We start from the raw sequence: 25,555 nt of genomic DNA, 5'->3' as shown, positions 1-25,555 counted from the left end.
GCATGAACAGCGGTTACCGCGGCCGCAGCGGCATCTACGAATACCTCCGCATCACCGACGGCATCCGCAGCCGTATCGTGAAAGGGGCCGACTCGAAGGAAATACGCCAGGCCGCCATCCTCGAAGGGATGCACACCCTGCGGCGCGACGGCATCCGCCGCATCATCGCCGGCGAAACCACGCTGGACGAAGTGCTGCGCGTCACCGAAGAAACGGATGGAATATAAATGTTGTTCGCATTTCAGGGGATCGGGCGGGACGGCAAGGGGATAAGCGGCTCCATCGACGCCGCCGGGCAAAAAGAGGCCCGCGCCAAGCTGCGCGCCGAAGGCGTCTTCGTCACAGCCATCGCGGAAGAAATCGCCGCACACAAGAAAAAATACGCCATTCCGTTCCTGGCGGCCCGCGTCACCGGCAAACAGATGACCTCGTTCATGTGGCAGGTTTCCTCGCTGCTCACGGCGGGCATCCCGCTGATGGAAACGCTGGAGGCCGCGATGAAGCAGTGCGAATCGCCCCACTTCGCCAAAATCATCCACGAGCTGAAAGACCGCGTGCGGCAGGGGGAACCGCTGGCCGACGCGATGGCGAAAACCTCCGCGGATTTCGATCCGCTCATCGTGGCGCTGGTGCGGGCGGGGGAATCGGGCGGCAATCTCGCCGAGGTGCTGACGCAGGTGGCCGATCTCAAGGAGGCGGCGCTCCGCCGCGAGGGAACCATCAAAAGCGCGATGGTCTATCCGGTCATCCTCGGCTTCATCGGCATGGGGGTGGTGATGTTCCTGCTTGGGTACGTGGTGCCGAGGATCACCGTGATATTCGAGGACATGGGGCAATCGCTGCCGCTGCCGACCAAGGCGCTGCTTTTCATCACCCACATGGTCACCGGCTACGGCTTCATCATCGCGGCGCTGCTCATCGCCGGATTTATCTGGCTGGGCCGCCGCCTCAAAACGGAACAGGGGCGCGATCAGCGCGACCGCCTGTTGCTCTGGCTGCCGGTCTTCGGGGAGGTGACGCGAGCGGCGGTGCTGGCGCGATGGAGCCATACCACCTCGGTGCTGCTGAGCGCGGGGGTGCCGATGCTCAAAACGCTGAAACTGTCGGCGGACGTTTCGCAAAATACCGTCTACGCCCGCGCCATCGAAAAGGCATCGGACAAAATACGCGAGGGGGCCGGCATCGCCGCCTCGCTGGACGACAGCGGGCTTTTTCCCCCGGTGGCGATACAGATGATCGCCGCGGGGGAAAAAAGCGGTCAGGCCGCCAAGTTGCTGATGCAGGTGGCGCGCGATCAGGGGGCGGAACTGGAGAACCGGATTTCCGTTCTTATGTCGCTGGTGCAGCCAGCGCTTATAATCTTCCTGGGCGGCATCGTCGGTTTCATCGTGATATCGATCCTGCTGCCAATTTTCGACATCAGCCAGAAACTTGGATAACAAGGGTATAGGAGACGGGGAATGAAAAGAAAAAGAATGGGTGAAGCGGGCTTTACGCTGGTGGAAATAATGGTGGTGGTGGTGATACTGGCCCTGCTGGCCGGCATCATCCTGCCCAAGATCATGGGACGGCCCGAGGAGGCGCGGCGCACCGCGGCCAACGTGCAGATGAAAGAGATGGAGGCGGCGCTCAACCTCTTCAAGATCGACAACGGCTTTTACCCCTCCACCGAGCAGGGCTTGCAGGCGCTGGTGACGAAGCCGGCCACCGGCGAGCAGCCGAAACACTATAAAGACGGCGGCTACTTGCACAAGGTGCCAAAAGACCCGTGGGGAAATGAATTCATCTACCTAAGCCCCGGCCAGCACGGCGAATTCGATCTGGTCTCGTACGGGGCGGACGGCGTGGAAAGCGGCGAAGGGAAAAATGCCGACGTTGAAAGCTGGAATGCCCAATAACCGCCATCCGGAACGGGGCGGCGGCTTCACCCTGGTGGAACTGCTGGTGGTGATGTTCATCATCAGCCTTTTCACGGCGTTCACCCTCCCCCGGCTGGCCGATATCGGCGAGTTGCGGCTCAATGGCGCCGCGCGGCATCTGGGGCGCACCATCACCTACCTCTATGCCGAAGCCGTTTCCAGCCGCAAAGTCGTGCGGCTGTACGTTGATATGGACAAGGGGAAGTACTATCCCGCAACGATGAACAGCAAGGGAGAGTTTGAAAAAACGTCGTTCCCCCTCTTCACTTCCGGATCGCTGGGCGCGGGGCTGGAGGTGAAGAGCTTCGTCACCGTTTTCAGCGGCGCGTTCGGCGGCAACATGGCCTACCTCCACCTGATGCCGGAAGGCTTCGCCGAAAAAACGGTGATCGTCCTAGGCGATGAAAGCGGACGGCTGGTATCCCTCATCGTCGACCCGCTGACCGGTGGCGTGCGGGTGGAGCCGGGCAAAGTGGGCATCGATTACGAGGCCGGCGCGGCATGAAGGACGGAGGATTTACCCTGGTGGAAATCGTCGTGAGCCTGGCGATCATCGGCATCACGCTAGTGCTGCTGCTCTCGGTCTTCAACAAGACCATCGTCACGGCGGCGGAAAATGGCGGGATCACGGACGCGGTCATGCTGGGGAGCGAGAAGATGGCCTCCATTGATTTCGGCGGATTCCCCGAGAAAGGGGATGACGGAACGTGGCGGACCGACCAGCGCTATCCCCGCTTCGATTACAGGTCGACAATAACCCAAACGCCGTTCCCGGACGTGCGCGCCATCCGCATCCGTGTGCGGCACGACGGCAAAGAGGCGTTTTCAATCGACCGGTACGTGGTGAAGCGATGAAGCGCGTGAAGAACGGCGGCTTTACGCTGGTGGAAATGCTGGTGGCGGTGCTTATCTTCGGCATCATCTTTTCATTCATTTTCGGCGTGCTCGCCTCCACGCTGTCGGCAAGCAAGGATGCGCAAAAAAAGATGGGGATAGACCATACGGGACGCTTCTTCATCCAAAAAATCACCGCTGAACTCGCCTGCGCCACCTTGCTGCCCATCAGCGGCCGCGGCGCGCTGGTGGGGCGCCATTTCACGGTGAACGGCAAATCGCGCGACGAGATACACTTCACCGCATTCAGCCAGACCTATATCACCCCCCGCCCCCGCGCCGGCGTAACCGAGATCAGCTATTACTTCCGCGCCGGCAAGTCCGGCGTGGAAGCGCTCATGCGCCGCGAATCGGACGTCATTGAAACGCCGGTGGATCAGGGAGGCGAATCGCTGGAACTGACCGCGCGGGCGGAAGAGCTTTCCATCAAATACAAAAACGGCGACAAGTGGGAAGAAGCGTGGGACACGGCGCAAAGCCATGCGCTGCCCGAGGCGGTATCCATCGAGCTGCGCCTCGCCGCCGATGGCAAAAGCTACTTCTACTCCGCCATCGTGAGGCCGCAGGCATGATCGCGAACAATCAGCGGGGAACCGCCCTCATCGTCACGCTCCTCGTGGTGGTGATACTCACCATAACCGTGACGGAGTTCCTGTACGAGACGTGGGTGGATCGAAGCCTCACCGCCAATTTCCGCGATGGCGCCAAAGGACTCTACGCCCTCGCCAGCGCCAAGGAAGCGGCCCGCGCCCTGATTACCGAAGACTTCCGGCGGGATCAAAAAAACGGCCTCCTTATCGATACCCTCAAGGAATACTGGGCGCAACCGGCCATCGCCATCCCGCTGGAAGACACCTTCATGTTCGCCACCATCGTCGACGAATCGTCCAAGATCAACCTCAACAGCCTCATCACGCCGGGGGGATACCCGGACGACAAGTACATCGCCTTCTTCCGCCGCCTGCTGCGCAAACTGGAGATGGATGAAGACATCGCCGACTACGCGCGCGACTGGATAGACGCCAACGAGGAAGGCCCCGCCGAAAATCCGTATTACCAGTCGCTGCCGCACCCCTACCGCTGCAAAAACGCGCGCTTCGATACGGTGGAGGAGCTCCAGATGGTGCGCGGCGTCACCCCCGATGTCTTTGCGCGGTTGCGCAAATTCGTCACCATCGCCGGCGGCGTGGTGAACATCAACACCGCGCCGCGGGAAGTTTTAATGGCGCTTCACGATGACGTCACCGGCTCGATGGCCGATGACGTGTTGAAAGCGCGCGAGGACCTGCCGTTTAAAAACAAAGTGGAGATAAAAAACCTCGCGGGTTTCGACGCGCTGTACCCGGAGATATCCAACCTCATCGATGTGCGCGCCGCCGCCTTCTCGCTTGAGGCGAGCATCACCTTTAACAACACGCGGCGGATGGCGCACGCGATTTTTAACAACCGCACCGCCGAAAATGCGGAACTGCTCTATTTTAAGGTGGACTGATGGCCGGATATATCGGGTTGTGGATTTCAGCCGGGCGGGTGAATGCCGTTCACCTGCAAACCGGCGGCAAAAAAATGGCCGTCGCCGGCGCATTTGCCGCCGATTACGCCGGCAACGAAGCGCTGGCCGCCGCGCTCAAGGAGTGCGCCATCCGCTTCGCCGATACCGCCGCCGAGTGGACCGTCGGGCTGCCGATGGCGGAGTTTTCATTCCGCCAGATCACCTTCCCTTTTAAGGGGCGGGGCCAGATCGCGGCGGCGCTCGGCTTCGAGCTGGAAGCGGCGCTCCCGTTCGCGGCGGAAGAATTGGCGACATCCTTCGTCATCATGAAAACGGAGGGACAGCAATCATCCGTGCTTGCCTGCGCCATCCGCAAAGAGCGGCTGGCGCACTACCGCGCATTGCTGCAAAAGGCCGGCATCGATGCGCGGGCCATCGCCCCCGATACCACCGCCCTCCTCTACTTCTACCGCGGCGTCATCCTCCCGGCATTGCGCGCGGAACCGGCATCGGCGCTCATCGCCTCCGCCGATGAAGGGATGCTGCACCTCTGCGCCGCCGCCACGAACGGCCATATCGACTTCCACGCCGCCGAACCGGACGAAAAAGAGATACACCGCTTCGCCGCCGCGCTTCCCGCCGAGCCGGAAAAACGCTTCATCGGCGGCACACGGCCTGGGCTGCCGGGATACGCGCCGGAACAGGATTTCTGGAAGCGGCAGATCGGATCGGTGATCGACGGCGACGCGCCGGAACGCCTTATGATCCCCATTGGCCTGGCGGCGCTGGGAACCGCCGGCGGCGATGAACTCACCTTCGCGGGGGACACGCGGCGCACAATGAAATTTGCGCACGACTGGCGCATCGCCGCCGCCACCGGCGCCGCCGCGGCGGTTCTGCTGCTCGGCTTCCTCGTCTTCCGCAACTACATGAAGGAGCGGACGCTGGCGATGATCAATAATCAGGCCAAAACGGTCTTCGCCGCCGCCCTCCCCGGCACGAAGGCGGTGAAACCTGTCTTCCAGCTTGAACAGCGGCTGGCGAAGCTGGAAGGCAAAATGAGACGCGCCGGACTGGACGGCGGCGGCCGAAACGACCTCATCTGGACGCTGAAACGGATGAGCGAAGCGCTCCCTGAGGGGCTTGTGCTTGAAATGGACGATATCCTTTACGAAGAGGAGAGCGTCACGGTGACGGGCCGCACCGACCGCCTTGAATCGGTCACGCGCGCCAAAGAGCTCTTCTCCATCACCACGCCGTTCAAGGGGGCGGAGTTGGTGGAAAGTAAAGTCGCCCCCGACGGGCGGAAGGTAACCTTCAAGCTGAGGATGCCGCTATGATCATTCCCGCGCGGACGAAACGGACCGCCGTATTGATCGGCATCGCCTCCCTTCTCGGCCTCTGGGTGCTCATCGGCGGCGTCATCATGCCGCTTCAGGAAACATCGGCGCTGCTCGACCGCAAAATCCGCGCGGCGCGGCAGGATTTGACCAAGACAAGCGAATTGGCGGACCGCTATATAGCGCTTTCCGCGCAAATTCCCCCGGCGCTGAAACAGGACGCCCCCGCCGGCGGCCCGGTGGCCGACGATATCCAAAATATCGCCGCGCGCCTCGGCGCAAACAAATTCATAACAAAACTAACCCCGTCCGTAAACCCAAAAACCGGCCGACAGGACGAAGTAACCGCCACCATCGAAAAAATACCCTACCCGCGGCTGACCGATTTCCTGCAAGGGGTTTTTGACAGCAGCGCGGGAATCGGCGTGCATCGGGGACGCATCACGGTCAATTACGAAAACCGGAGCAACGTCAACGCCGAAATCACCTTCGCCAAAGAGTTGTGATGGCCGCCGATACCGCCGCCCGCCGCGCCGCAAGGGGCGCGTGGCGCTTTGTGGCGGCACGCCCCCGGATGAAAAAAACGCTTATCGCCATCGCCGGATCGGTCATCGGACTCTACCTGATCGCCGCGATGGTCGTGCTGAACCTCGACGCCGAAACGGTGCGCGACAAATTGACGCAGGCCGCGCGCCGGCAAGGGATGGAGTTGACCATCGGCCAGATGGAGCTTTCCTTCCCGTTCGCGGTGACAATGGCGAATGTGCGGCTGATGCACTGGGGCAGCGCATCCACCATCGAAGTGGACGAACTGCGCGCCAGCGCCGCCGTTTGGAAATTCCTGTTTCTCCACCCATCATTCCATCTCAAGGCTTCCTCCGGCGAGGGACGGCTCCACCTCGACATCGCCCCCTCCCTCTTCTCCGCCGATGTCAAACTGCATGCCGTGGCCGACAACTTTCCCATAGACCGCGCGGCGCTGAAAGTTGCCGGCAATCCGATGCCCATAGCCGCCACGCTGGACGGCGGCGCGGCCTTCACCTTCCACCCGATGACGCCGTCGGCGCTGGAGGGAAAGGCCGATTTCCGGTTAAACGGCCTTTCGGTGAAACGCGGCGGACAGTGGGCGGCCTTTCTCGCCGGCTTCACGCCGAAGGAGGCCCGCTGCGTGATAACGGCCGGCGGCAAACGGCTGGTCACTAAAGAGTGCGGCATCGCCACCAACATGGGGAACATGGAACTGCGCGCGAACGCGGCCCTGAAAGACGATATCGGCAACTCCCCGCTGGAAGGCGCGGTGGTCTTCGCGCCGCGGGGTTCGCTTTCCGGGGCGCTGGAAGCGCTGTACGGCAAGCACCGCAAGCCGGACGGCAAATACTATTTCCCGGTGCGGGGAACGCTCGCCGACGCCACGCTCAACCTCTGATTACCGTATAATCATGGCAGGATGGACTGCCACAAGCTGCTGAAGGTGCGTCGCGGCGCGACCAAGGAAGAGATCAAAAAAGCGTACAAAAAGCTCGCCTTCCACTTCCACCCCGACCGGGGAAAATTTGATGTCGATTATTTCATGATGATACACGAGGCCTACGAAACGCTGATGAAAGAGGCGGAAACAATAAAGCCGGACCGGGATGCGGCCGCTCCCGCCCCCAAACGCCCCGCGAAACACGATATGTCGTTCGTGAAAGGCCGCATTAAAAAAGAGCAGGTCTGGGCGCCGGACTTCAAGCACCTCCGCGTCCCGAAGATCACGGTGGAAAGCAACCAATGCCCGATGTGCGACGGCTACGGCGTGATACGGAACAAATTCAAAGTGACGATGACCTGCCCGCGCTGCCGCGGCACCGGCCACAAAACCCGCATCGTCTATTAAGGCGGCGTGATCAGGCGTATTTTTTCAGGTAGGCGAGATTTTCCACGGTGAGCGGAATTGGGGCAATGCCAAAAACCTTTTTGAATTCGTTTTCGGGAATGGTGTTCCCCTCCAGCAGCATGTCGATCTGTTCCGCGGTTGCGGGAAACGCCGGGAAGCGGCCGAGCAGCGCCACAAACGGCCGCGCCAGAAACCACGGCACCGGCAATTTGGGACGCGGCGGTTTCCCCGCGCCGAGAAATATCATGTTCAATATCTCGCGGTACGAATACGTCACATCGCCGCCGATATGGAAGATGCGCCCCGCCGTCTCCGGCTTTTCCAGCGCGCCGCCGAACGCGCGGGCCACGTCGTCCACATGCACCGGCTGCAGCCGGTAATTTCCGTCGCCGAACATCGGAATAACCGGCGCGGGGCGGAAGTTTAAAAAAAGCTGCTTGCAAAACTCGTTCTTCCCCCCCGGATCGCCGAATATGAGCGACGGACGGAAGATGGTCCAATCGAGGCCGCTGGCTTTCACATACGCCTCGGCGCGCGACTTCGTCCGTTGGTATTCGCTGATACCGTCCGGCCGCACGCTGTTGGCGCTCATCTGGAGGTAGCGGCGCACCCCCGCTTTTTTCGCGGCGTCCACCATCGCGCGGGTGGCATCCACATGCAGCTTTTCAAACGTGATGCCGCGCGCCGGAAAAGCGCGGATGATGCCGATCAGGTTGATAGCGGCATCGCAGCCGCTCATGAACCCGGCCAAGTTGGGATTGAATACATCCCCCGGCACAACCCGTACCCCGCGCGGCGCGTCAACGGCGGCTGGCGTGCGGGCCAACAGCACAAGCTCATGCCCCCGCGCCGCAAGGTGATTGACCATCGCCGCGCCGACGAATCCGGTTCCTCCGGCAATGAATATCTTCATGTGCTTATTATACGGTTTTCCGCAAAAAACAAACTGACCGCTTGCCCAATAATCGGCGGCAATGAACCGGGCGCGGAACAAAATACGGAAGCACTTTATTCGGGAAATGTGGTAATTTGTCTGCCTGTGTTCAAGGTGGAAATGGATACGTCAAAATCAAAATCTGAAATATATGGGGGAAAACATGGCAACGAAAAAACCGCAGATTGTTTACACCGGTGTTGATGAAGCGCCCGCGCTGGCAACCTACTCATTGCTTCCTATCATACAGGCATTCGTGGGAACTTCCGGCATCTCCGTTGGAACGGGGGATATTTCCCTTGCAGGCAGAATCATCGCCAACTTCCCGGAAAATCTCACCGAGAGCCAAAGACAGCCCGATACCCTGACCGAACTGGGCGAATTGGCAAAGACGCCTGAGGCCAACATCATCAAGCTGCCCAATGTCAGCGCTTCGCTTCCGCAGCTTACGGCGGCCATCAAGGAATTGCAGGCAAAAGGCTACAAGGTTCCGGACTATCCGGAAAACCCCGCCAATGACGCCGAAAAAGAGATCAAGGCCCGCTATGCCAAGGTGTTGGGCAGCGCCGTCAACCCGGTGTTGCGCGAAGGAAACTCCGACCGCCGGGCCGCCGTTGCGGTGAAGGAATTCGCGAAAAAAAATCCGCACAAAATGGGCAAATGGAGCAGCGACTCTAAAACCCATGTCTCCACCATGTCCAGCGGCGATTTCGCCTCCAACGAGAAATCCGTCACCGTGCCGGCCGCGACGACCGTCAAAATCGAGTTTGTCGACCAATCCGGAAAGGCCACCGTCCTGAAGGATAAAACCCCGCTCAAGGCCGGCGAAGTCATCGACGGAACCTTCATGAGCAAGAGCGCCCTCACGAAGTTCCTCGCGGAACAGGTGGAAGACGCCAAAAACAAAGGCGTTCTCTTCTCGCTCCACCTGAAAGGCACCATGATGAAGGTCTCCGACCCGATCATGTTCGGCCACGCCGTCAAAGTATTTTATAAAGATGTTTTTGACAAACACGCCGCGGTCATCAAAGAAATCGGAGTTAACGTCAACAATGGCTTGGGCGATCTTTACGCGAAAATGCAGAAGCTGCCGGAAGCCAAGCGCGCCGAGATCGAGGCCGACATTAAGGCCTGCTACAAGAACCGCCCGGCGATAGCGATGGTGAACTCGGACAAGGGGATCACCAACCTGCATGTGCCGAGCGACATAATCATCGACGCCTCCATGCCGGCCATGATTCGCGAATCGGGCAAGATGTGGGGCCCCGATGGCCAACTGCACGACACCAAGGCGGTCATCCCCGACCACAGCTACGCCCCCCTGTATCAGGAAACCATTGAGCACTGCAAAAAGCACGGCGCATTCGATCCGCGGACAATGGGAACCGTTCCCAACGTCGGCCTCATGGCCCAAGCGGCGGAAGAGTACGGTTCGCACAACAAGACTTTCACCGCCCCCGGCAATGGCACGATCCGCGTGGTTGACGATTCGGGTAAAACGCTTATCGAACACAACGTTGAAGAAGGCGACATCTGGCGCGCATGCCAAACGAAAGACGCCGTTATCCAGGACTGGGTCAAGCTCGCCGTCAAGCGGGCGCGCCTCACCAACACTCCGGCTATTTTCTGGCTGGACAAAAACCGGGCGCACGACGCGCAGCTCATCGAAAAAGTGACCCGCTACCTGAAGGATCACGATACGAAGGGTCTCGACATCCGCATCATGAACGTGGCGGACGGCGCGCGCCTCTCGCTGGAACGGATGCGGGAAGGCAAAGACACCATCACCGTCACCGGCAACGTGCTGCGCGATTACAACACCGACCTCTATCCAATCCTTGAACTGGGCACCAGCGCAAAGATGCTCTCCATCGTCCCCCTTATGGACGGCGGCGGCCTTTTCGAAACGGGCGCGGGCGGTTCGGCCCCCAAGCACGTTCAGCAGTTTGTCCAGGAAGGACACCTGCGATGGGATTCCCTCGGCGAGTTCCTCGCCCTCGGCGAATCGCTGGATCATCTTGCCATTACCACCAACAACGCGAAGGCGCGGGTACTGGCCAAAACCTTGAGCGATGCAAACGCGAAGTTCCTCGATAACAACAAATCGCCGTCACCCAAGGTTCACGAGATCGATAACCGGGGAAGCCATTTCTACCTTGCGATGTACTGGGCGGAAGCCTTGGCCAAGCAGACCGAGGACAAAGAGCTTCAGAACCGTTTTTCCAAAGCGGCCAAACAGCTTGCGGACAATGAGAAAAAGATCATGGCCGAGATAGATGCAACGCAGGGCAAACCGGCCGATATCGGCGGCTACTACTTCCCTGATCCGGTCAAGACCTCAAAGGCGATGCGCCCCAGCGCAACCCTGAACGCGATAATCGACGCCATTTCCTAAAGACTGTATTTTTCTGGCATCAGAAGGGCGGTGATAACTCACCGCCTTTTTTTTTCGCCTATGCCATCACGAGGCTAGGAGGGCGGCGCGTATTTTATCCGGCAGGCGAATCGGCCTCATCTCGCCGTTCACGCAGGCCATGCGTGTGCCGCCGGTGACCAGCACCGCGCCGTCCTTCTTGCGCCGGATGATGTATTGCACCGTGAAGCTGCTCCCCTTCACCCCTTCGATGGTGGTTTCGACTTCCAGAACATCCCCGTAGCGGGCGGGCGATTTATAGTCGATATCGGCGTGGACGACGGCGAAGACGACGCCCTTATCCTGATACGCGGCGAGGTCTATACCCCGGCGTTCAAAGCGCTCGGTGCGGGCGCGCTCGAAATAGCGCAGGTAGTTGGCGTAGTAGACCACGCCGCCGCAGTCGGTATCCTCATAGTAGACTTTTATTTCCATCTTTTTCCTTCTGCTTGGCCTGGTTCCAGATGGCGTCCATTTCTTCCAGCGTCGCGGTGGTGATATCCTTCCCCGTCCGCGCGAACTCTTTTTCGATCTCGCCAAAGCGGTAGATGAACTTGTTGATGGACTTGGTAATGGCGGTGTCGGCGTCCACATCGAGGAACCGCCCCAGGTTCACCAGCGCGATGAAGACGTCCCCCATCTCCTCCTCCACCCCTTCGCGCCCGCGGGTGCGGCGGGCGTCCTGTAACTCATCCCACTCCTCTTCCACTTTTTTCCAGACGTCCTCGCTGTGCGGCCAGTCGAACCCCACCCGCGCGGCCCGCTCCTGCAACCGCTTGGCGCGGATGAGGCTCGGCAGTTGGCGCGGGATGCCTTCGAGGATGGAATCGCGCTTCTTCTCCTTCGCCTTGATCTGCTCCCATTTACCCAAAACCTCGGCGGCGGTCTTGGCGTCGTCGCTGGCGAATACATGCGGGTGGCGGCGGATCATTTTCTCACTAATGAATTCGATCACGTCTTCGAGGGTAAACTCGCCCCGCTCCTTGGCGAGACGGCAATGGAAGACTATCTGGAACAGCAGATCGCCCAGTTCCTCTTTCAAAAGCTGCGGCTTGCCCGATTCGATGGCCTCCACCACTTCATAGGTTTCTTCGATGAGGTAAGGCTTCAGGGACTCGTGGCTCTGTTCACGGTCCCAAGGACAGCCGTTTTCGTCCCGCAGTTGATCCATGATGGCGGCGAGGTCGCTCAGTTTTTTATTCATTTCCGCCATTCTATACGCATTTGAAGTTTTGGGGGAAATGCAATTAAATGATAATATAAGACGTTCGACGAAAAGAGTTTCCAGCGGCTATTTATAGGGGTTTCACAATTGCATATGAACAATCTTCTGCTTGAAGTATTGACCGAGGAACTGCCCGCGGGGTACATCCCCGTGGCGGCCCGCGCGCTGGGGGAAATCACCGCGAAAAAGCTGGCCGAAGCCGGCATCGGCCACGGCGCCATCCGCGCCTATGGCACCCCCCGCCGCCTCGTTATGGTGGTGGAGGGTTTGCCCGAAAAACAGGAGATCCGCACCCGCAAGGTAACCGGACCGCCCAAAAAGGCGGCGGTGGCGGCGGACGGCAGCTTTACCAACGTGGCGCTCGGCTTCGCGAAGAAGCACGGTCTCGGCCCCGAAGCGCTGAAAACCGAATCCACCCCCAAAGGGGAATACCTCTGCGTGGAAGTGCAAGAGGGGGGCCAGAACACCGCCGCCCTCTTCACCACCCTGTTGCCACAGGCGATCACATCGCTCCCCTTCCCCAAAACGATGCGCTGGGGTGACGGCGAGACCCGCTTCGCCCGTCCGCTGCGCGGCATCGTGGCGCTGCTGGGTGAACAACGGCTTTCGTTCAGCATGGAAGACCTGCACGCGGGGAATACAACCTTGGGCCACCGCTTCACCTCCGGCGGCCCGGTGACGATCACCTCCCCCGCCGCCTATGAACAGATTTTGGAAAAAGCCGGCGTCATCGCCGATCCGGAAAAACGCCTCGCCTCGATTGAAAAACAGTTCGACGAACTCGCCGCGCGGGGGCTGAACCCCATCCGCCACGCCGAGCTGATGGAAGAGGTCTGCTACCTCACCGAAAACCCGGTGGCGGTTGTCGGCTCCTTCAAGGAAAAATACCTCGAACTCCCGCGCGAACTGCTCATCACCGTGATGATGCACCACCAGCGCTACTTCCCGGTGGAAGGCAAAGACGGGACGTTGACCGATAAATTCGCGGCCTTCAGCAACATCCGCTGCGCCGACATGGCCCCCGTCCGCGCCGGATACGAGCGGGTGCTGGAAGCGCGCCTCTCGGATGCCCGCTTCTTCTTCGATGAAGACCGCAAGCATCCGCTCACGCACTTCAAGAAAAAACTCTCCGGCATCAACTACATGAAAGGTCTCGGCACCGTCGCCGACAGGGTCGACCGTATCGCCGTCATTGCCGCCGAAATCGCCAAAACCGTCTGCCCATCCGAGGTGACGCAGGTAATCACTGCCGCCGAGCTGTGCAAGGCCGATCTCGCCACGCAGGCGGTCTTTGAATTCCCCGAACTGCAAGGGATCATGGGGCGCGAATACGCGAAAGCGGAAGGAATCTCCGGCGCGGTGGCGCAAGCGATTGACGAACACTACCGCCCCCGCTTTTCAGGCGATGGACTTCCTTCAACTCCCCTTGCCGCCTGCGTGGCGCTGGCCGATAAGATCGAGGCGCTGACCGGCTGCTTCGCGCTTGGCATGGTTCCTTCCGGCAGCGAGGATCCGTTCTCACTTCGCCGCCACGCGCTGGGAATCATCCGCATCCTCCTTGCAGGCGCGAATGTAGGGCTAAAACAGATCGTCACCGCGGGTATTGGCGCATTGCCGAACGGCCTTAACGCCAATGCCGCGAAGGCCGAAACCGACCTGATGGAATTTTTCGCCGGCCGCATCAAGGGCGAATTCCAGCAGCGCGGCCTCACCTACGATGTAATTGACGCGGTGCTGGCCGCCGGATTCGATGCGTTGCCGGATGCGCTCAAGCGCTGCGAGGCGTTGCAGGCGATGAAATCCGAGCCGTACGCCGAGGCGCTTTCCACCACCTTCCGCCGCGCCGCCAATATCTCGAAAGACCACCACGATGCAACGGTGGACGAAGCGGCCCTGACCGAACCGGCTGAGAAGGCGTTGCTGGCCGCGCTGAAACAATGCGCGGCGAAGGCGCTCCCCCTGAAAGCGGCGAAAGATTACGCGGGCGTGTTGCGCGAGATCGCGGGCATACGCGGGGCGGTGGACGCCTTCTTCGACGGCGTGATGGTGAACGACAGTGATGAAGTAAAGCGGCGCAACAGGCTGGGGCTTTTGCGCCAAGCGGCAAATCTGTTCGGTGATGTCGCGGACTTTTCCAAACTCGTATTTAAAGAATAAGTAAAGGGAGGCTATCGTGGCTACGACAACAAAAAAATACGTTTACTTTTTTGGTCCCGGCAAAGCCGATGGAACCGCGAAGATGAAAAACCTTCTCGGCGGCAAGGGGGCGAACCTCGCCGAGATGTGCAACCTCGGCTGCCCCGTGCCGGCCGGTTTCACCATCACCACCGAGGCGTGCGTCTACTATTTCGAAAACGGCGAGAAATGGCCCAAAGGGCTGAAAGAGGAAGTGGCCAAGCAGATGGCCCGCCTGGAAAAAATGATGGGCCGCCAGTTCGGCAACCCCGCCAACCCGCTGCTTTGTTCCGTCCGCTCCGGCGCGCGCGCCTCGATGCCCGGCATGATGGACACCGTGCTCAACCTCGGCCTGAACGACCAGACGCTCCCGGCGCTCATCAAGCAGACGGGCAACGCCCGCTTCGCGTACGACAGCTACCGCCGTTTCATCGCCATGTTCGGCGACGTGGTGCTGGGCGTCAAGAAAAGCGTCTTTGAACATATCCTCGAACAGAAAAAGCACCATACCGGCGTGAAATTCGACGCCGACCTCACCGCCGAATCGCTGAAAGAGATCGTGGAAGCGTTCAAGGCCGCGGTGAAACAGAAAACCGGCAAGCCGTTCCCGCAGGACCCGCAGGTTCAGCTCACCATGGCCGTTAACGCCGTCTTCGGCAGTTGGAACAACCAGCGCGCCAAGGATTACCGCCAGCTTTATAACATCCCCGTCACCTGGGGCACCGCCGTTAACGTCCAGTCGATGGTTTTTGGCAACATGGGGAACGACAGCGGCACCGGCGTGGCCTTCACCCGCGACCCCAGCACCGGCGAACACCGCTTCTTCGGCGAATTTTTGGTGAACGCGCAGGGGGAAGACGTGGTGGCCGGCATCCGCACCCCGATACATGTGGACGGCATGGCAAAGGTTTTTCCGCAGGCGACCAAAGACCTGCTCACCATCGCGGCGAGACTGGAAAAACACTACCGCGACATGCTCGACCTCGAATTCACCGTGCAGAACAAAAAGCTCTACATGCTGCAGGCACGGGTCGGCAAGCGCACCGCCGCCTCCGCCATACGCATCGCGGTGGAGATGGTGAAGGAAAAGATGATCTCAAAGAAGGAGGCGGTGAAACGGATCGAGCCCTCGCAGATCGATCAATTGCTGCACCCGATGATAGACCCGAAGGTTAAGCTGGTGGTGCTGGCGCGGGGGCTTCCCGCCTCGCCCGGCGCGGCGGTGGGCGTTGTTGTGTCCGATTCCATCGAAGCCCGCAAACTCGCTGAAAAAGGGGGAGCCCCCATCCTGGTGCGTTTGGAAACGTCGCCGGAAGACTTGTCGGGCATGGCCGTATCCAAAGGCATACTCACCCTGCGCGGCGGCATGACGTCGCACGCGGCGGTGGTGGCGCGCGGCATGGGCAAGTGCTGCATCTCCGGCGCGGGCGACATCAAGATAGACGAAGTGCACCGCGTCTTCCACGTGGGCAAGACGGTGGTGGCCGCGGGCGACTGGATAACCCTCGACGGCAGCACCGGACAGGTGATACTGGGCAAAACCCCGCTGGTCTCCCCCACCCTCTCCGGCTATTTCGACACCCTGATGGAGTGGGCCGACGGCATGCGCGAACTGGGTGTGCGCGCCAACGCCGATACGCCGGACGACGCCGCGATCGCGCGCCGCTTCGGCGCGTCGGGGATCGGCCTCTGCCGCACCGAGCATATGTTCTTCGCCAAGGACCGCATCCTCGCCGTGCGCGAGATGATCATCGCCAACAGCAAAGAGGCCCGCATGAAAGCGCTGCGCAAGCTGCTGCCGATGCAGCGAAACGATTTCAAGGGCATCCTCAAGGCGATGGAAGGCTTTCCGGTCACCATCCGGCTGCTGGATCCGCCGTTGCACGAGTTCCTGCCCAAAACGCACGATCAGATCGACAAGGTGGCGCACGAAATGGGCATCCCCGCGCGCGACGTGGAAAGCCGCGCCGAACACCTGCACGAGGCCAACCCGATGCTGGGGCACCGCGGCTGCCGCCTCGGCATCACCTACATGGAAATTTACGAGATGCAGGCCCGCGCCATCTTCGAGGCGACCGCCGATCTGCTGAAGAAAAAAGTGAAAGCGATGCCCGAAGTGATGATTCCGCTCGTCGGCACCCTCAAAGAACTTGAGATATGCAAAGAGATGGTCGTCCGCGTGGGCAAAGAGGTGCAAAAGCAGAAAGGCGTCAAGCTGCCGATCATCGTCGGCACCATGATAGAGCTGCCCCGCGCCGCGCTCTGCGCCGACGGCATCGCCAAGGAAGCGGCCTTTTTCAGTTTCGGCACGAACGACCTCACCCAGACAACCCTCGGCCTCAGCCGCGACGACGCCGGCACCTTCCTCCCCTTGTATGTTGAAAAAGGGATTTTCGCGGACGATCCGTTCATCAGCATCGACGAGGAGGGGGTGGGCCAACTGATGCGCATCGGCGTGGAAAAGGGACGCTTGGTGAACCCGAAACTGAAAGTCGGTATCTGCGGCGAACATGGCGGCGATCCGAAATCGGTCGCGCTCTGCCACCGGCTGGGGCTGAATTACGTGAGCTGCTCGCCGTACCGCATCCCGATCGCCCGGCTTGCCGCGGCGCACGCCGCCATCGGCGAGGCCAGCAGCGGCACCGCCTGAGGTTTTTTTGATGAAATCGGAATTCATGCTCCGTGCGCTCGCGCTGGCCGAAAAGGCCCGCGGGCGCACCAGCCCCAACCCGCTCGTCGGCGCCGTCCTTATCAAGAACGGCAAGATCATAGCCGAAGGCTTCCACGAAAAAGCGGGGAAAGACCACGCCGAAATCGTGGCGCTGAAAAAAGCAAAGGGGAACACCAAGGGGGCAACGCTCTACGTCACGCTGGAGCCGTGCTCCCACCACGGCAAAACGCCCCCCTGCGCCGATGCCATTATTGCGGCTGGCGTCACGAAAGTGGTCATCGCCACGCAGGACGCCAACCCGCTGGTGGCCGGCAAGGGAATCGCCCGCCTTAAAAAAGCGGGGATCACCGTGATGGTCGGCCTGTTGCAAAAAGAGGCGCAGCAGCTCAACGAGGGATGGAACAAATTCATCACCCAAAACCTCCCCTTCGTCACCCTGAAAGCGGCGTGCAGCCTTGACGGCAAAATCGCCGCCGATGACGGCACCAGCAAATGGATCAGCAACGAGATGTCGCGCCAGAAGGTTCACGAGATGCGCGCCGCCAGCGATGCCGTGATGGTGGGGGTGAACACCGTGCTGAAAGACGACCCGCGCCTGAACGTCCGCCTGAAAAAAAAGGATGGCGTCAGGCAGCCGCTGCGCGTGATCGTGGATACGGACCTCGACACCCCGCCGGACGCCGCGGCGCTCCACTCCATCGGCGGGAAAGTGATCATCGCCACCGCCAGCGACAACAGCCGCCGCGCAAAAGCGCTGGAAGAGCAAGGAGCCGCCATCCTCCGCCTGCCCGAAAAAAACAAACGGGTGAATCTCAAGGAACTGATGGCGGAACTGGGCAAGCGCGGCGTGGTGAACCTCCTGATGGAAGGAGGCGCCGAACTATACACCGCCGCGCTGAACGAAGGGATCGTCGACAAACTCGCCCTCTTCTACGCCCCCATACTCCTCGGCGGCAGCGGCCGCTATTCAATCTTCGGCGGCGCGGGAGTAAAGGGCATCGCCGGGGCAATCAAAATCAGCAATACGGCCATCACCCCGATGGGCGGAGATCGGCTTTCCAAAACCAACACGAATTTCCTGATAGAGGGGTATATTAACCGCTGATGTTTACCGGCATTGTTCAGGCCACCGGCACGGTCGGCGCGCTCTCCCTCGCGGGGAAAGCCGCGCGCCTTGTCATAGACGCCCCCGGCTTCTGGACCGACACCGCCATCGGCGATTCCATCGCCATCGACGGCGTCTGCCTCACCGCCAAAGAGTTTTCCGGCAATAGCGCCGTATTCGACGTATCGAAGGAATCGCTCGACCGCACCATCATCGGCGGCTATAAACCTAAAACGCCGGTAAATCTGGAAAAAGCGCTCCGTCTTTCAGACCGCCTTGGCGGCCACATCATGCAGGGACATGTCGATGGGCTGGGAACCTATCTGGGAAAAAAGGTTATCGGCGACAACGTGGAGCTTAACTTCGAAATCCCTGAAGATATTGACAGGTATACCGTTGAAAAAGGCTCAATTGCCATAAGTGGAATATCGCTCACTGTGGCGCGCATTTCGGCCCGCCACATCACCATCGCGGTGATCCCGCACACCCTTGAAATCACCAACCTCCATGCCCTCACTCCCGGTTCGGCGGTGAACATGGAATGTGATATTATAGCTAAATACACGGAAAAACTGCTCTTATCGGGCCGGCCGCAAAGCCGGATCGACGAGAAGTTCTTAAAAGAAAAAGGGTTCATCTGAACCGCGGCACCTTGAGGTTGTAAATGGCTTTTTGCAATGTGGAAGAAGCTGCCAAAGAACTGGCGGCGGGACGGATGGTCATCCTGATGGATGACGAAGACCGCGAGAACGAGGGAGACCTCGTCTGCGCCGCCGAAAAAACCACGCCCGGGATCATCAACTTCATGGCGAAACATGGTCGCGGGCTGATCTGCCTCGCCATGACCCCCGAAAAAATCGACGCGCTGGGCCTTTCCCTTATGACCAAAAAGAACCGCGCCCGCTTTTCCACCGCCTTCACCGTCTCCATCGAGGCGCGCCACGGCGTTTCCACCGGCATCTCCGCCGCCGACCGCGCCACCACCATCCTGGCGGCCGCGAACCCGGACGCCAAACCGGAAGACCTGGTGCAGCCGGGACACGTCTTCCCCCTGCGCGCGCGCGAAGGGGGCGTGCTGGTGCGTGCCGGGCAGACCGAAGGATCGGTCGACCTCGCCCGCATCGCGGGACTCTCCCCCGCCGGCGTCATCTGCGAGATCATGAACGACGACGGCACCATGGCCCGCCTGCCGGACCTTGAGAAGTTCGCCGCCACGCACGGCATCAAGATGGTCACCGTGAAAGAGATCATCAACTACCGGCTGAAGGGCGAACTGCTGGTGAAACAGATTGCCGAGGCGAACCTGCCGACAGAATACGGCACCTTCCGCATCATCGGCTTCGAGAACGTCATTAACGGCGAAAACCATGTGGCGCTGGTGATGGGAGACATCTCCCGCGATACCAGCACGCTGGTGCGGATGCACAGCCAGTGCCTCACCGGCGACGTTTTCCACAGCCGCCGATGCGATTGCGGCGAGCAGCTCGACACCGCCCTGCGGATGATCGCCCAGGAAGGGAACGGCGTACTGGTATACCTTTTCCAGGAAGGGCGCGGCATCGGCCTGATGAGCAAGCTGATGGCCTACGCCCTGCAAGACAAGGGACACGACACCGTGGAGGCTAACGAAAAACTCGGCTTCCTGCCCGACCTGCGCGACTACGGCATCGGCGCGCAGATACTCAGAAGCCTGGGGCTGGGCCGCATCCGCCTGCTCACCAACAATCCGAAGAAGATTGTCGGCCTGGAAGGATACGGCCTGCACATCGAAGACCGGGTGCCGATCCAGATCATCCCCAAAAGCGACAACCTGCGCTACCTTACGACCAAACAGTCAAAACTCGGCCATATGCTGGAACTGAAAACCGAAGGAGAAGGAAAATGAACCTGATTGAAGGAAACATCAACGGCGCGGGAAAAAAAGTCGCCATCGTCGCCAGCCGCTTTAACGAATTCATCAACGCCAAGCTGATAGACGGCGCGCGGGATTGCCTGGTGCGCCACGGCGCATCCGATAACGACATCACCCTCATCCGCGTGCCGGGGGCCTTTGAAATCCCCTTCGCCGCCGCCAAAGCGGTCGACGCGAAGAAGTTCGATGCCGTTATCTGCATCGGCACCGTCATCCGCGGCGATACCAGCCACTACGAGTTCCTCTCCGCCGAAGTGACCAAGGGGGTCGCGGCGCTGGCGATGCGGGCCGCCATCCCGGTGGTATACGGCCTCGTCACCACCGAGAATCTTGAACAGGCGATTGAGCGCGCCGGCAGCAAAGCGGGCAACCGCGGGTGGGACGCCGCCATGACCGCATTGGAGATGATGGACCTCAACGCCAAGAAAATCTGACGGAAGCCGTCCCTAGCTATGCGGGAGAGCGCCCCCGGTGACAAAAAGCCCTAAGATATGCCATGATATGCTCCAGCATCGGCGCGGGGCCGAGGCGGCAAAAACAAGCGGCTTTTTGGAGAATACTTTGCGTGGATGAAAAACCTGAACGTCCGTTGAATAACTCCGCCGAATCAAAATCCAAATCGGAAAAAGGGATACTCATATTCCTTTTTTTGGCCCCCCTCCCCTTGTTTGTCCTTTATCTCCTTGTGCTTTTCCTGGCAAACTGACGCGGATCGGAAAATGGCCACACAAAAGGACATGCTCGACAAACTGCGCTCCAACTGCGCCCTCTTCCGTGAATTTAACGACCAAGACATGGTGAACCTGTTCAGGCTGGTCAAGCCGCAAGTGTTCAAACAAAGCCAGGTGATTTTCCATAAAAATGATCCGGCGGACAGCGTCTACATTGTGATTTCCGGCGCGGTGGAGGTTTTCATGCCCCGCGAGCCGGACAAAGTCATAACTAAACTTGGCGACGGACAGATTTTTGGTGAGATGGGGATGTTGTACGGGCAAACCCGGAACGCATCCGTCCGCGCGGTGGAAGAGACCCAGGTTTTCAACATCTCGGAAAAGATTTTTAACGACAACATCAATATCGGCCTGCTGGCGAAAATATATAAAAACCTCGCCCGCATCGTCAGCCAGCGCGCCAACGAGATGGTACGCGTTCATCGCGACCAACTCTCTTCAATGTGACTGTCACGCCGCCAAACGCGTTAAAATGCTCCCATTCCCCGGCATTCGCTATTGGATAACAAAGATGCATAATATCGTGGTATTCTTTGCAATCAACTTTAACGGGCAAGGATAAATAATGGGATCACGAAGGGCTGGCCGCGAAGCCGCCATGCGCATACTCTACTCGATGGAATTTTCGGCCCAGCCGGCCGACCAGGCCGCCGCCGACTATTGGCTTGAACACAACGTCTCCAACCAGCTCAAGGCGTTCACCATGACCATCGTCAACGGCGTGGATGCCGGGCGCGCCGAACTGGACGCCATCATCTCCGCCGCCAGCGACAACTGGCCGGTGAAACGGATGGCCGATGTGGACAAGAACATCCTGCGGATCGCCGCGTGGGAACTGAAAGAACATCCGGAAACCCCCACCGCCGTCATCATCGACGAAGCTGTGGAAATGGCCAAGCAATACGCCGCCCCCGATTCTTCTTCCTTTATCAATGGCATTTTGGGTAGAATCCAGAAAGAAATAAGAACCGCCCAATAAGGAACGTATATGAGGATCGCCATCTACTCGGACATCCATGCCAACATGGAAGCGTTCGAGGCGGTATTGAAGGACATCAAGCGCGAGGATGTCGACAAAAAGGTTTTCCTGGGGGACATCGCCGGCTACGGGCCGGAGCCGAACGAATGCATCGACCTGCTCAAGCAAAACGCCGACCTCATACTCGCCGGCAACCACGACTGGGCGGCCGTCGGTCTCACCGACCACTCCTACTTCAATCCCTACGCCAAGGAATCGCTCTTCTGGACCATTGAGACGCTCACCGAGCCGAACAAGGAGTGGCTCAAAACGCTCACGCCGTCCGCCCAGATGGACGGCATACTCTTCGCCCACGCCACCCCGCTCGAGCCGGAGGCATGGCACTATATCCTCACCATGCAGGACGCCATGGACAACTACCGCTCGCTGACGGCCGACCTCTGCTTCGTGGGGCACAGCCATCAGCCGCTCATGATCGAGTATGTGGACGAGGTGAACATCCTGCCGATCCGCGACATCTACAAGACGCTGGACAAAAACCGCAAATACATCGTCAACGTCGGCAGCGTGGGACAATCGCGCGATTCCAATCCCGAATCCTGCTATGTGGTCTACGATTCGAAGGAACGGAACATCGAATACCGCCGGGTGGAGTACGATGTCGCCCGCGTGCAGAAAAAGATGGAAAAAAACAACCTCCCCCGCTACCTCATCGACAGGCTGGCCCTTGGCCGCTAAGGGAACCAACTCCCTCAAGGAACTCCAGCAATCGCTTGCCGCCGGCAAGACGGCCCCCATCTACTTCTTCCACGGCGAACAGGAAAGCGGCATCGCGGCGGCCGTCCGATCCGTGCGCGACCATCTCCTGAAAACCGGCGACCCCAGCACCGCGTGGCGCGCGTACGACCTTGCCGAAAACTCCTTCGGGGATTTCCTCTCCGATGTGCTCACCGTCTCCTTCTTTTCAGAGAAACGGGGGGTGCTGCTGCAAGGACTTTTGAAAAAGGGGCGCGGTGCCGGTGGCTGCTCCGGCGCGGATGGCGAGGATGGCGCGGAAGATGCCATTGGGGCGAAAAACGTCCGTTTGGACGAAAAGGACCTGTTGGCGCTTTTGAAGTATCTGCGGCAACCCTCGCCTGACGTGGCGGTGGTCATCGCCCCCGGCAAGGTGGATATGCGCCAAAAGCTCTGGAAAGATATCGCGGCCGCCGCCTACACCGTCTCCTTCAACCTCACCGAAGATGACCGCAAAGCAATCTTCGAGGAGAAACTGCTGTCGAGCGGCCTCACCTTCGCGCCGGACGCGCGCGCATGGATGGAAGAACGCTTTGTGGGAAAAGATTCCGCTAAAGAACGCCTGGTGGGCAACTTCCCCTTTCTCGACAGCGAAATGATCAAGCTGGCGCTGTACATGGGCGAGAACAAGCGGGTGACGATGGCGGATGTGGAAGAGTGCATGTCCGCCCCCAGCCAGGATAACGTTTTCAAACTGACCGACGCGCTGGCCGGGCGCAATATCGATGATGCGCTCAACGTGCTGGCATCCCTGAAAATGCAGGGAGTGCACCACCTGCCGGTGATGGGGATGCTCGCATCGCATTTCCGCAAGCTCTTGATGGTCCGTAGCGGAAAAGACCAGCGCCTGCGCGACGATGAGATCATGGCCCGCGCGGGAATCAGGTCGGCGTGGCACCTTAACAAACTTGCGGATCAAACGCGGAAAACCACCGCCGAGCAGCTCAAGCGGATCATCTTCCGCCTCGCGCGCGCCGACTTCCGGATGAAAAGCGGCAACCTCAATGAATGGTTCATCCTTGAGCAGGAGATTGTCGGCATCATTGCACCGCAGTCCAAAAATACGGCCGCGCGCTAAAATTCCGCCGTTCAGGTTTCATCCTTCCCAACGTCCCCTTCCGATGCTATAATTTCGCTGGTAGGAGGCTTCTCCCAAATTCCCTTTCATGTGTGGGGTCTGGAACATGCAACAGGGCAGCAAGGATATTCTTTCACGTTGCACGCTTACGGCGAACCGATTGGCGGCAATATGAAATCGAATCTTGATTCAGTGATCGCCCAAGCATGCAATAAGCATAAAAACGATCCTGGCCGGGTTATCGATATTCTGTGGGAAATCCAAAAATCGCTTGGTTGCATCAATGAAGATGCGATGGAAAAGATCGCCGCCACGATTAATACCAGCCGGGTGCACATCGAGGGAATCGTATCTTTTTATTCGTTTTTTTCGGAGACCCCGAAAGGCAAAATCATCATCCGGCTTTGCGGCGACATAGTCGACCGCCATGCGGGGATTGATAAAATCGCCGCTGTTTTTTCAGAAGAATTGGGTATCGGTATCGGGCAGACCTCTCCCGACCGGAAATTTTCGCTGGAGTACACCGCGTGTATCGGAATGAGCGACCAGGCGCCCGCCGCGTTGGTTAACGAAGTGGCGTTAACCTCGTTAACCCCGGATTCCGCCAGGGATATCGCCCGGCGGTTAAAGTCATCTTCAGACCCGTCAAAACTTGTGACGGTGAGGGGCGACGGCAATAACGGCAATCATCTCGTCAACGCCATGGTGAAAAACAATATCCGGATGAAGGGCGAGGTGATCTTGGCCGATGGGATTCAAGCCGAATCCGGCTTGAAAAAGGCTCTGTCCAAGACACCGCTTGAAGTCATCCAGGAAATTGCCGAATCCGGTTTACGGGGCCGGGGCGGCGCCGGCTTTCCCACCGGTGAAAAATGGAAACTTGCCCAAAAGGCCGAAGCAAACCGGCGGTTCGTAATATGCAATGCCGATGAGGGAGAGCCGGGGACTTTTAAGGACCGGGTGCTATTAACGGAGCGCGCAAACCTTATATTCGAAGGCATGACCATCGCCGCTTATGCGGTTGGGAGCGATAGCGGCATTTTGTATTTGCGCGCGGAATACGCATATCTCCTCCCCTATCTTGAAAGTGTTATGGAAGAGAGGCGAAAATCCGGCTTATTGGGCACCGCAATATGCGGGAAGAAGGGATTTGACTTCGATATCAGGATACAATTGGGCGCGGGGGCCTATATTTGCGGCGAAGAAAGCGCGCTTATCAGCTCGTGCGAAGGGTTGCGCGGCGAGCCAAAAAACCGCCCCCCCTTCCCCGTTGAAAAGGGATACCTTGCCAAACCGACTATCGTGAACAACGTTGAAACGTTCTGCTGCGCGGCCCGGATACTTGACCGCGGTTCCGCATGGTTTGCCGGCATCGGAACGAAAGCCAGCCACGGGACGAAACTGCTCAGCATAAGCGGCGATTGCGCAAAACCTGGCGTATATGAGATTCCGTATGGAGTTGAAATCGCCGCGCTGCTTGAGATGGCGGGAGCTGAAGACCCGGTCATCGTGCAAGTGGGGGGCGCCAGCGGCGAGATGATAGGCCGCGGGTTTTTTAACAGGAAAATCTGCTTTTCCGATTTACCCACGGGCGGAGCGATTACGATATTCAACTCCCGCCGGAATGTATTGGCTATCGTTGATTATTACCTGGAATTTTTCGCCGATGAAAGCTGCGGGTATTGCACGCCGTGCAGGGTGGGAACCGTGTTTCTGCGGGAGAGGATCCAGAAAGTAATGCATGGATTCGCGGAAAGCGCGGACCTGGACTACCTAAAAGACCTTGGCAAAACAATTATGATGACCAGCCGGTGCGGACTGGGAAGTTCGGCGCCGAAATGCGTATTAAACTCAATGGCGCAATTCCCGCTGGTATACTCATCGCATTTGAAGGAAAGCGCCGACGGCTTGCAGCCGGGATTCAATATTCAGAAAGCGCTTGAAGAATCCCGAAGAATCGCAAAACGAAAATCGATGATTTACGATCCGGTTTTCGGGAACGAAAATGAACGGTAG

General features: G+C 59.3%; 26 protein-coding genes. 23 read left to right on the top strand and 3 right to left on the bottom strand.

The window, feature by feature from the left end; translation table 11 throughout:
• The 11 genes from HZA03_08405 to HZA03_08355 all read left to right on the top strand — a co-directional run.
• A partial coding sequence (locus HZA03_08405) for a type II secretion system protein GspE (GenBank protein MBI5637975.1) occupies nt 1–227 on the top strand: 227 nt, incomplete at its 5' end.
• A complete protein-coding gene (locus tag HZA03_08400) occupies nt 228–1,439 on the top strand; it encodes a type II secretion system F family protein (GenBank protein MBI5637974.1) in 1,212 nt (403 codons plus the stop codon).
• Between the two features lie 21 nt (nt 1,440–1,460).
• A complete protein-coding gene (gene gspG / locus HZA03_08395) occupies nt 1,461–1,898 on the top strand; it encodes a type II secretion system major pseudopilin GspG (protein ID MBI5637973.1) in 438 nt (145 codons plus the stop codon).
• Nucleotides 1,867–2,424, top strand: a complete 558-nt coding sequence (locus HZA03_08390; protein MBI5637972.1) for a prepilin-type N-terminal cleavage/methylation domain-containing protein — start codon at nt 1,867–1,869, stop codon at nt 2,422–2,424. Before gspG ends, HZA03_08390 begins: the two co-directional genes overlap by 32 nt.
• Complete coding sequence (locus tag HZA03_08385; GenBank protein ID MBI5637971.1) at nt 2,421–2,774, top strand: prepilin-type N-terminal cleavage/methylation domain-containing protein; 354 nt, start codon at nt 2,421–2,423, stop codon at nt 2,772–2,774. Before HZA03_08390 ends, HZA03_08385 begins: the two co-directional genes overlap by 4 nt.
• Entirely contained in the window at nt 2,771–3,385 is a 615-nt protein-coding gene (locus HZA03_08380; GenBank protein ID MBI5637970.1) for a prepilin-type N-terminal cleavage/methylation domain-containing protein, read from the top strand. Before HZA03_08385 ends, HZA03_08380 begins: the two co-directional genes overlap by 4 nt.
• Nucleotides 3,382–4,305 (top strand): type II secretion system minor pseudopilin GspK, encoded by a 924-nt coding sequence (gene gspK, locus HZA03_08375; GenBank protein MBI5637969.1) that lies wholly within the window; start codon nt 3,382–3,384, stop codon nt 4,303–4,305. Before HZA03_08380 ends, gspK begins: the two co-directional genes overlap by 4 nt.
• Nucleotides 4,305–5,645 (top strand): hypothetical protein, encoded by a 1,341-nt coding sequence (locus HZA03_08370; GenBank protein ID MBI5637968.1) that lies wholly within the window; start codon nt 4,305–4,307, stop codon nt 5,643–5,645. The genes gspK and HZA03_08370 overlap by 1 nt, the downstream gene beginning before the upstream one ends.
• Nucleotides 5,642–6,151, top strand: coding sequence for a type II secretion system protein M (locus HZA03_08365; protein MBI5637967.1), 510 nt, complete (start codon nt 5,642–5,644; stop codon nt 6,149–6,151). The genes HZA03_08370 and HZA03_08365 overlap by 4 nt, the downstream gene beginning before the upstream one ends.
• Nucleotides 6,151–7,071, top strand: coding sequence for a type II secretion system protein GspN (gene gspN / locus HZA03_08360; GenBank protein ID MBI5637966.1), 921 nt, complete (start codon nt 6,151–6,153; stop codon nt 7,069–7,071). Before HZA03_08365 ends, gspN begins: the two co-directional genes overlap by 1 nt.
• Before the next feature lie 21 nt (nt 7,072–7,092).
• The gene (locus HZA03_08355; GenBank protein MBI5637965.1) at nt 7,093–7,521 is read left to right on the top strand and encodes a DnaJ domain-containing protein; all 429 of its coding nucleotides are present in this window, start codon (nt 7,093–7,095) and stop codon (nt 7,519–7,521) included.
• A 10-nt stretch (nt 7,522–7,531) separates the two neighbouring features.
• Here HZA03_08355 and HZA03_08350 read toward each other — a convergent pair whose 3' ends face one another.
• Nucleotides 7,532–8,434, bottom strand: coding sequence for a complex I NDUFA9 subunit family protein (locus HZA03_08350; GenBank protein MBI5637964.1), 903 nt, complete (start codon nt 8,432–8,434; stop codon nt 7,532–7,534).
• Nucleotides 8,435–8,618: 184 nt separating this feature from the next.
• Between HZA03_08350 and HZA03_08345 the strand changes: the two genes are divergently transcribed.
• Nucleotides 8,619–10,850 carry an NADP-dependent isocitrate dehydrogenase gene (locus HZA03_08345; protein MBI5637963.1) on the top strand — a complete coding sequence of 744 codons (2,232 nt, stop codon included), beginning with the start codon at nt 8,619–8,621 and terminating at the stop codon, nt 10,848–10,850.
• 66 nt (nt 10,851–10,916) lie between these two features.
• Here the strand turns inward: HZA03_08345 and HZA03_08340 are convergent, their stop codons facing one another.
• Together HZA03_08340 and mazG are read right to left on the bottom strand one after the other, a co-directional pair.
• Nucleotides 10,917–11,303, bottom strand: a complete 387-nt coding sequence (locus HZA03_08340; protein MBI5637962.1) for a YbgC/FadM family acyl-CoA thioesterase — start codon at nt 11,301–11,303, stop codon at nt 10,917–10,919.
• Nucleotides 11,281–12,072, bottom strand: coding sequence for a nucleoside triphosphate pyrophosphohydrolase (gene mazG / locus HZA03_08335; protein MBI5637961.1), 792 nt, complete (start codon nt 12,070–12,072; stop codon nt 11,281–11,283). Before mazG ends, HZA03_08340 begins: the two co-directional genes overlap by 23 nt.
• A 114-nt stretch (nt 12,073–12,186) precedes the next feature.
• Between mazG and HZA03_08330 the strand changes: the two genes are divergently transcribed.
• The 11 genes from HZA03_08330 (at nt 12,187) to HZA03_08280 (ending at nt 25,555) form a co-directional block, all read left to right on the top strand.
• Complete coding sequence (locus HZA03_08330; GenBank protein MBI5637960.1) at nt 12,187–14,250, top strand: glycine--tRNA ligase subunit beta; 2,064 nt, start codon at nt 12,187–12,189, stop codon at nt 14,248–14,250.
• A gap of 16 nt (nt 14,251–14,266) precedes the next feature.
• Nucleotides 14,267–16,918: a pyruvate, phosphate dikinase gene (locus HZA03_08325; GenBank protein ID MBI5637959.1), complete on the top strand. Its 2,652-nt coding sequence runs from the start codon at nt 14,267–14,269 to the stop codon at nt 16,916–16,918.
• A gap of 10 nt (nt 16,919–16,928) precedes the next feature.
• The gene (gene ribD, locus HZA03_08320) at nt 16,929–18,044 is read left to right on the top strand and encodes a bifunctional diaminohydroxyphosphoribosylaminopyrimidine deaminase/5-amino-6-(5-phosphoribosylamino)uracil reductase RibD (protein MBI5637958.1); all 1,116 of its coding nucleotides are present in this window, start codon (nt 16,929–16,931) and stop codon (nt 18,042–18,044) included.
• Complete coding sequence (locus HZA03_08315; protein MBI5637957.1) at nt 18,044–18,685, top strand: riboflavin synthase; 642 nt, start codon at nt 18,044–18,046, stop codon at nt 18,683–18,685. The genes ribD and HZA03_08315 overlap by 1 nt, the downstream gene beginning before the upstream one ends.
• 23 nt (nt 18,686–18,708) lie before the next feature.
• Entirely contained in the window at nt 18,709–19,929 is a 1,221-nt protein-coding gene (locus tag HZA03_08310; GenBank protein MBI5637956.1) for a bifunctional 3,4-dihydroxy-2-butanone-4-phosphate synthase/GTP cyclohydrolase II, read from the top strand.
• Nucleotides 19,926–20,390 carry a 6,7-dimethyl-8-ribityllumazine synthase gene (locus tag HZA03_08305; GenBank protein ID MBI5637955.1) on the top strand — a complete coding sequence of 155 codons (465 nt, stop codon included), beginning with the start codon at nt 19,926–19,928 and terminating at the stop codon, nt 20,388–20,390. The genes HZA03_08310 and HZA03_08305 overlap by 4 nt, the downstream gene beginning before the upstream one ends.
• Before the next feature lie 285 nt (nt 20,391–20,675).
• Nucleotides 20,676–21,134 carry a cyclic nucleotide-binding domain-containing protein gene (locus HZA03_08300; GenBank protein MBI5637954.1) on the top strand — a complete coding sequence of 153 codons (459 nt, stop codon included), beginning with the start codon at nt 20,676–20,678 and terminating at the stop codon, nt 21,132–21,134.
• A gap of 118 nt (nt 21,135–21,252) precedes the next feature.
• Nucleotides 21,253–21,666: a transcription antitermination factor NusB gene (gene nusB, locus HZA03_08295; protein MBI5637953.1), complete on the top strand. Its 414-nt coding sequence runs from the start codon at nt 21,253–21,255 to the stop codon at nt 21,664–21,666.
• A gap of 9 nt (nt 21,667–21,675) precedes the next feature.
• Nucleotides 21,676–22,404 carry a metallophosphoesterase family protein gene (locus HZA03_08290; protein ID MBI5637952.1) on the top strand — a complete coding sequence of 243 codons (729 nt, stop codon included), beginning with the start codon at nt 21,676–21,678 and terminating at the stop codon, nt 22,402–22,404.
• Nucleotides 22,394–23,539: a DNA polymerase III subunit delta gene (gene holA / locus HZA03_08285; GenBank protein MBI5637951.1), complete on the top strand. Its 1,146-nt coding sequence runs from the start codon at nt 22,394–22,396 to the stop codon at nt 23,537–23,539. Before HZA03_08290 ends, holA begins: the two co-directional genes overlap by 11 nt.
• A gap of 171 nt (nt 23,540–23,710) precedes the next feature.
• A complete protein-coding gene (locus tag HZA03_08280) occupies nt 23,711–25,555 on the top strand; it encodes an NAD(P)H-dependent oxidoreductase subunit E (GenBank protein ID MBI5637950.1) in 1,845 nt (614 codons plus the stop codon).

The organism is Nitrospinota bacterium, assembly GCA_016217735.1.
Taxonomy (GTDB): domain Bacteria; phylum Nitrospinota_A; class UBA7883; order JACRGQ01; family JACRGQ01; genus JACRGQ01.
This window is presented reverse-complemented; position numbering and strand designations above follow the sequence as displayed.

Coding starts and splice junctions, on each gene's coding strand:
- HZA03_08400 (MBI5637974.1), top strand. CDS start 228: ATGTTGTTCGCATTTCAGGGGATCGGGCGGGACGGCAAGGGGATAAGC.
- gspG (MBI5637973.1), top strand. CDS start 1,461: ATGAAAAGAAAAAGAATGGGTGAAGCGGGCTTTACGCTGGTGGAAATA.
- HZA03_08390 (MBI5637972.1), top strand. CDS start 1,867: ATGCCGACGTTGAAAGCTGGAATGCCCAATAACCGCCATCCGGAACGG.
- HZA03_08385 (MBI5637971.1), top strand. CDS start 2,421: ATGAAGGACGGAGGATTTACCCTGGTGGAAATCGTCGTGAGCCTGGCG.
- HZA03_08380 (MBI5637970.1), top strand. CDS start 2,771: ATGAAGCGCGTGAAGAACGGCGGCTTTACGCTGGTGGAAATGCTGGTG.
- gspK (MBI5637969.1), top strand. CDS start 3,382: ATGATCGCGAACAATCAGCGGGGAACCGCCCTCATCGTCACGCTCCTC.
- HZA03_08370 (MBI5637968.1), top strand. CDS start 4,305: ATGGCCGGATATATCGGGTTGTGGATTTCAGCCGGGCGGGTGAATGCC.
- HZA03_08365 (MBI5637967.1), top strand. CDS start 5,642: ATGATCATTCCCGCGCGGACGAAACGGACCGCCGTATTGATCGGCATC.
- gspN (MBI5637966.1), top strand. CDS start 6,151: ATGGCCGCCGATACCGCCGCCCGCCGCGCCGCAAGGGGCGCGTGGCGC.
- HZA03_08355 (MBI5637965.1), top strand. CDS start 7,093: ATGGACTGCCACAAGCTGCTGAAGGTGCGTCGCGGCGCGACCAAGGAA.
- HZA03_08350 (MBI5637964.1), bottom strand. CDS start 8,434: ATGAAGATATTCATTGCCGGAGGAACCGGATTCGTCGGCGCGGCGATG.
- HZA03_08345 (MBI5637963.1), top strand. CDS start 8,619: ATGGCAACGAAAAAACCGCAGATTGTTTACACCGGTGTTGATGAAGCG.
- HZA03_08340 (MBI5637962.1), bottom strand. CDS start 11,303: ATGGAAATAAAAGTCTACTATGAGGATACCGACTGCGGCGGCGTGGTC.
- mazG (MBI5637961.1), bottom strand. CDS start 12,072: ATGAATAAAAAACTGAGCGACCTCGCCGCCATCATGGATCAACTGCGG.
- HZA03_08330 (MBI5637960.1), top strand. CDS start 12,187: ATGAACAATCTTCTGCTTGAAGTATTGACCGAGGAACTGCCCGCGGGG.
- ribD (MBI5637958.1), top strand. CDS start 16,929: ATGAAATCGGAATTCATGCTCCGTGCGCTCGCGCTGGCCGAAAAGGCC.
- HZA03_08315 (MBI5637957.1), top strand. CDS start 18,044: ATGTTTACCGGCATTGTTCAGGCCACCGGCACGGTCGGCGCGCTCTCC.
- HZA03_08310 (MBI5637956.1), top strand. CDS start 18,709: ATGGCTTTTTGCAATGTGGAAGAAGCTGCCAAAGAACTGGCGGCGGGA.
- HZA03_08305 (MBI5637955.1), top strand. CDS start 19,926: ATGAACCTGATTGAAGGAAACATCAACGGCGCGGGAAAAAAAGTCGCC.
- HZA03_08300 (MBI5637954.1), top strand. CDS start 20,676: ATGGCCACACAAAAGGACATGCTCGACAAACTGCGCTCCAACTGCGCC.
- nusB (MBI5637953.1), top strand. CDS start 21,253: ATGGGATCACGAAGGGCTGGCCGCGAAGCCGCCATGCGCATACTCTAC.
- HZA03_08290 (MBI5637952.1), top strand. CDS start 21,676: ATGAGGATCGCCATCTACTCGGACATCCATGCCAACATGGAAGCGTTC.
- HZA03_08280 (MBI5637950.1), top strand. CDS start 23,711: ATGAAATCGAATCTTGATTCAGTGATCGCCCAAGCATGCAATAAGCAT.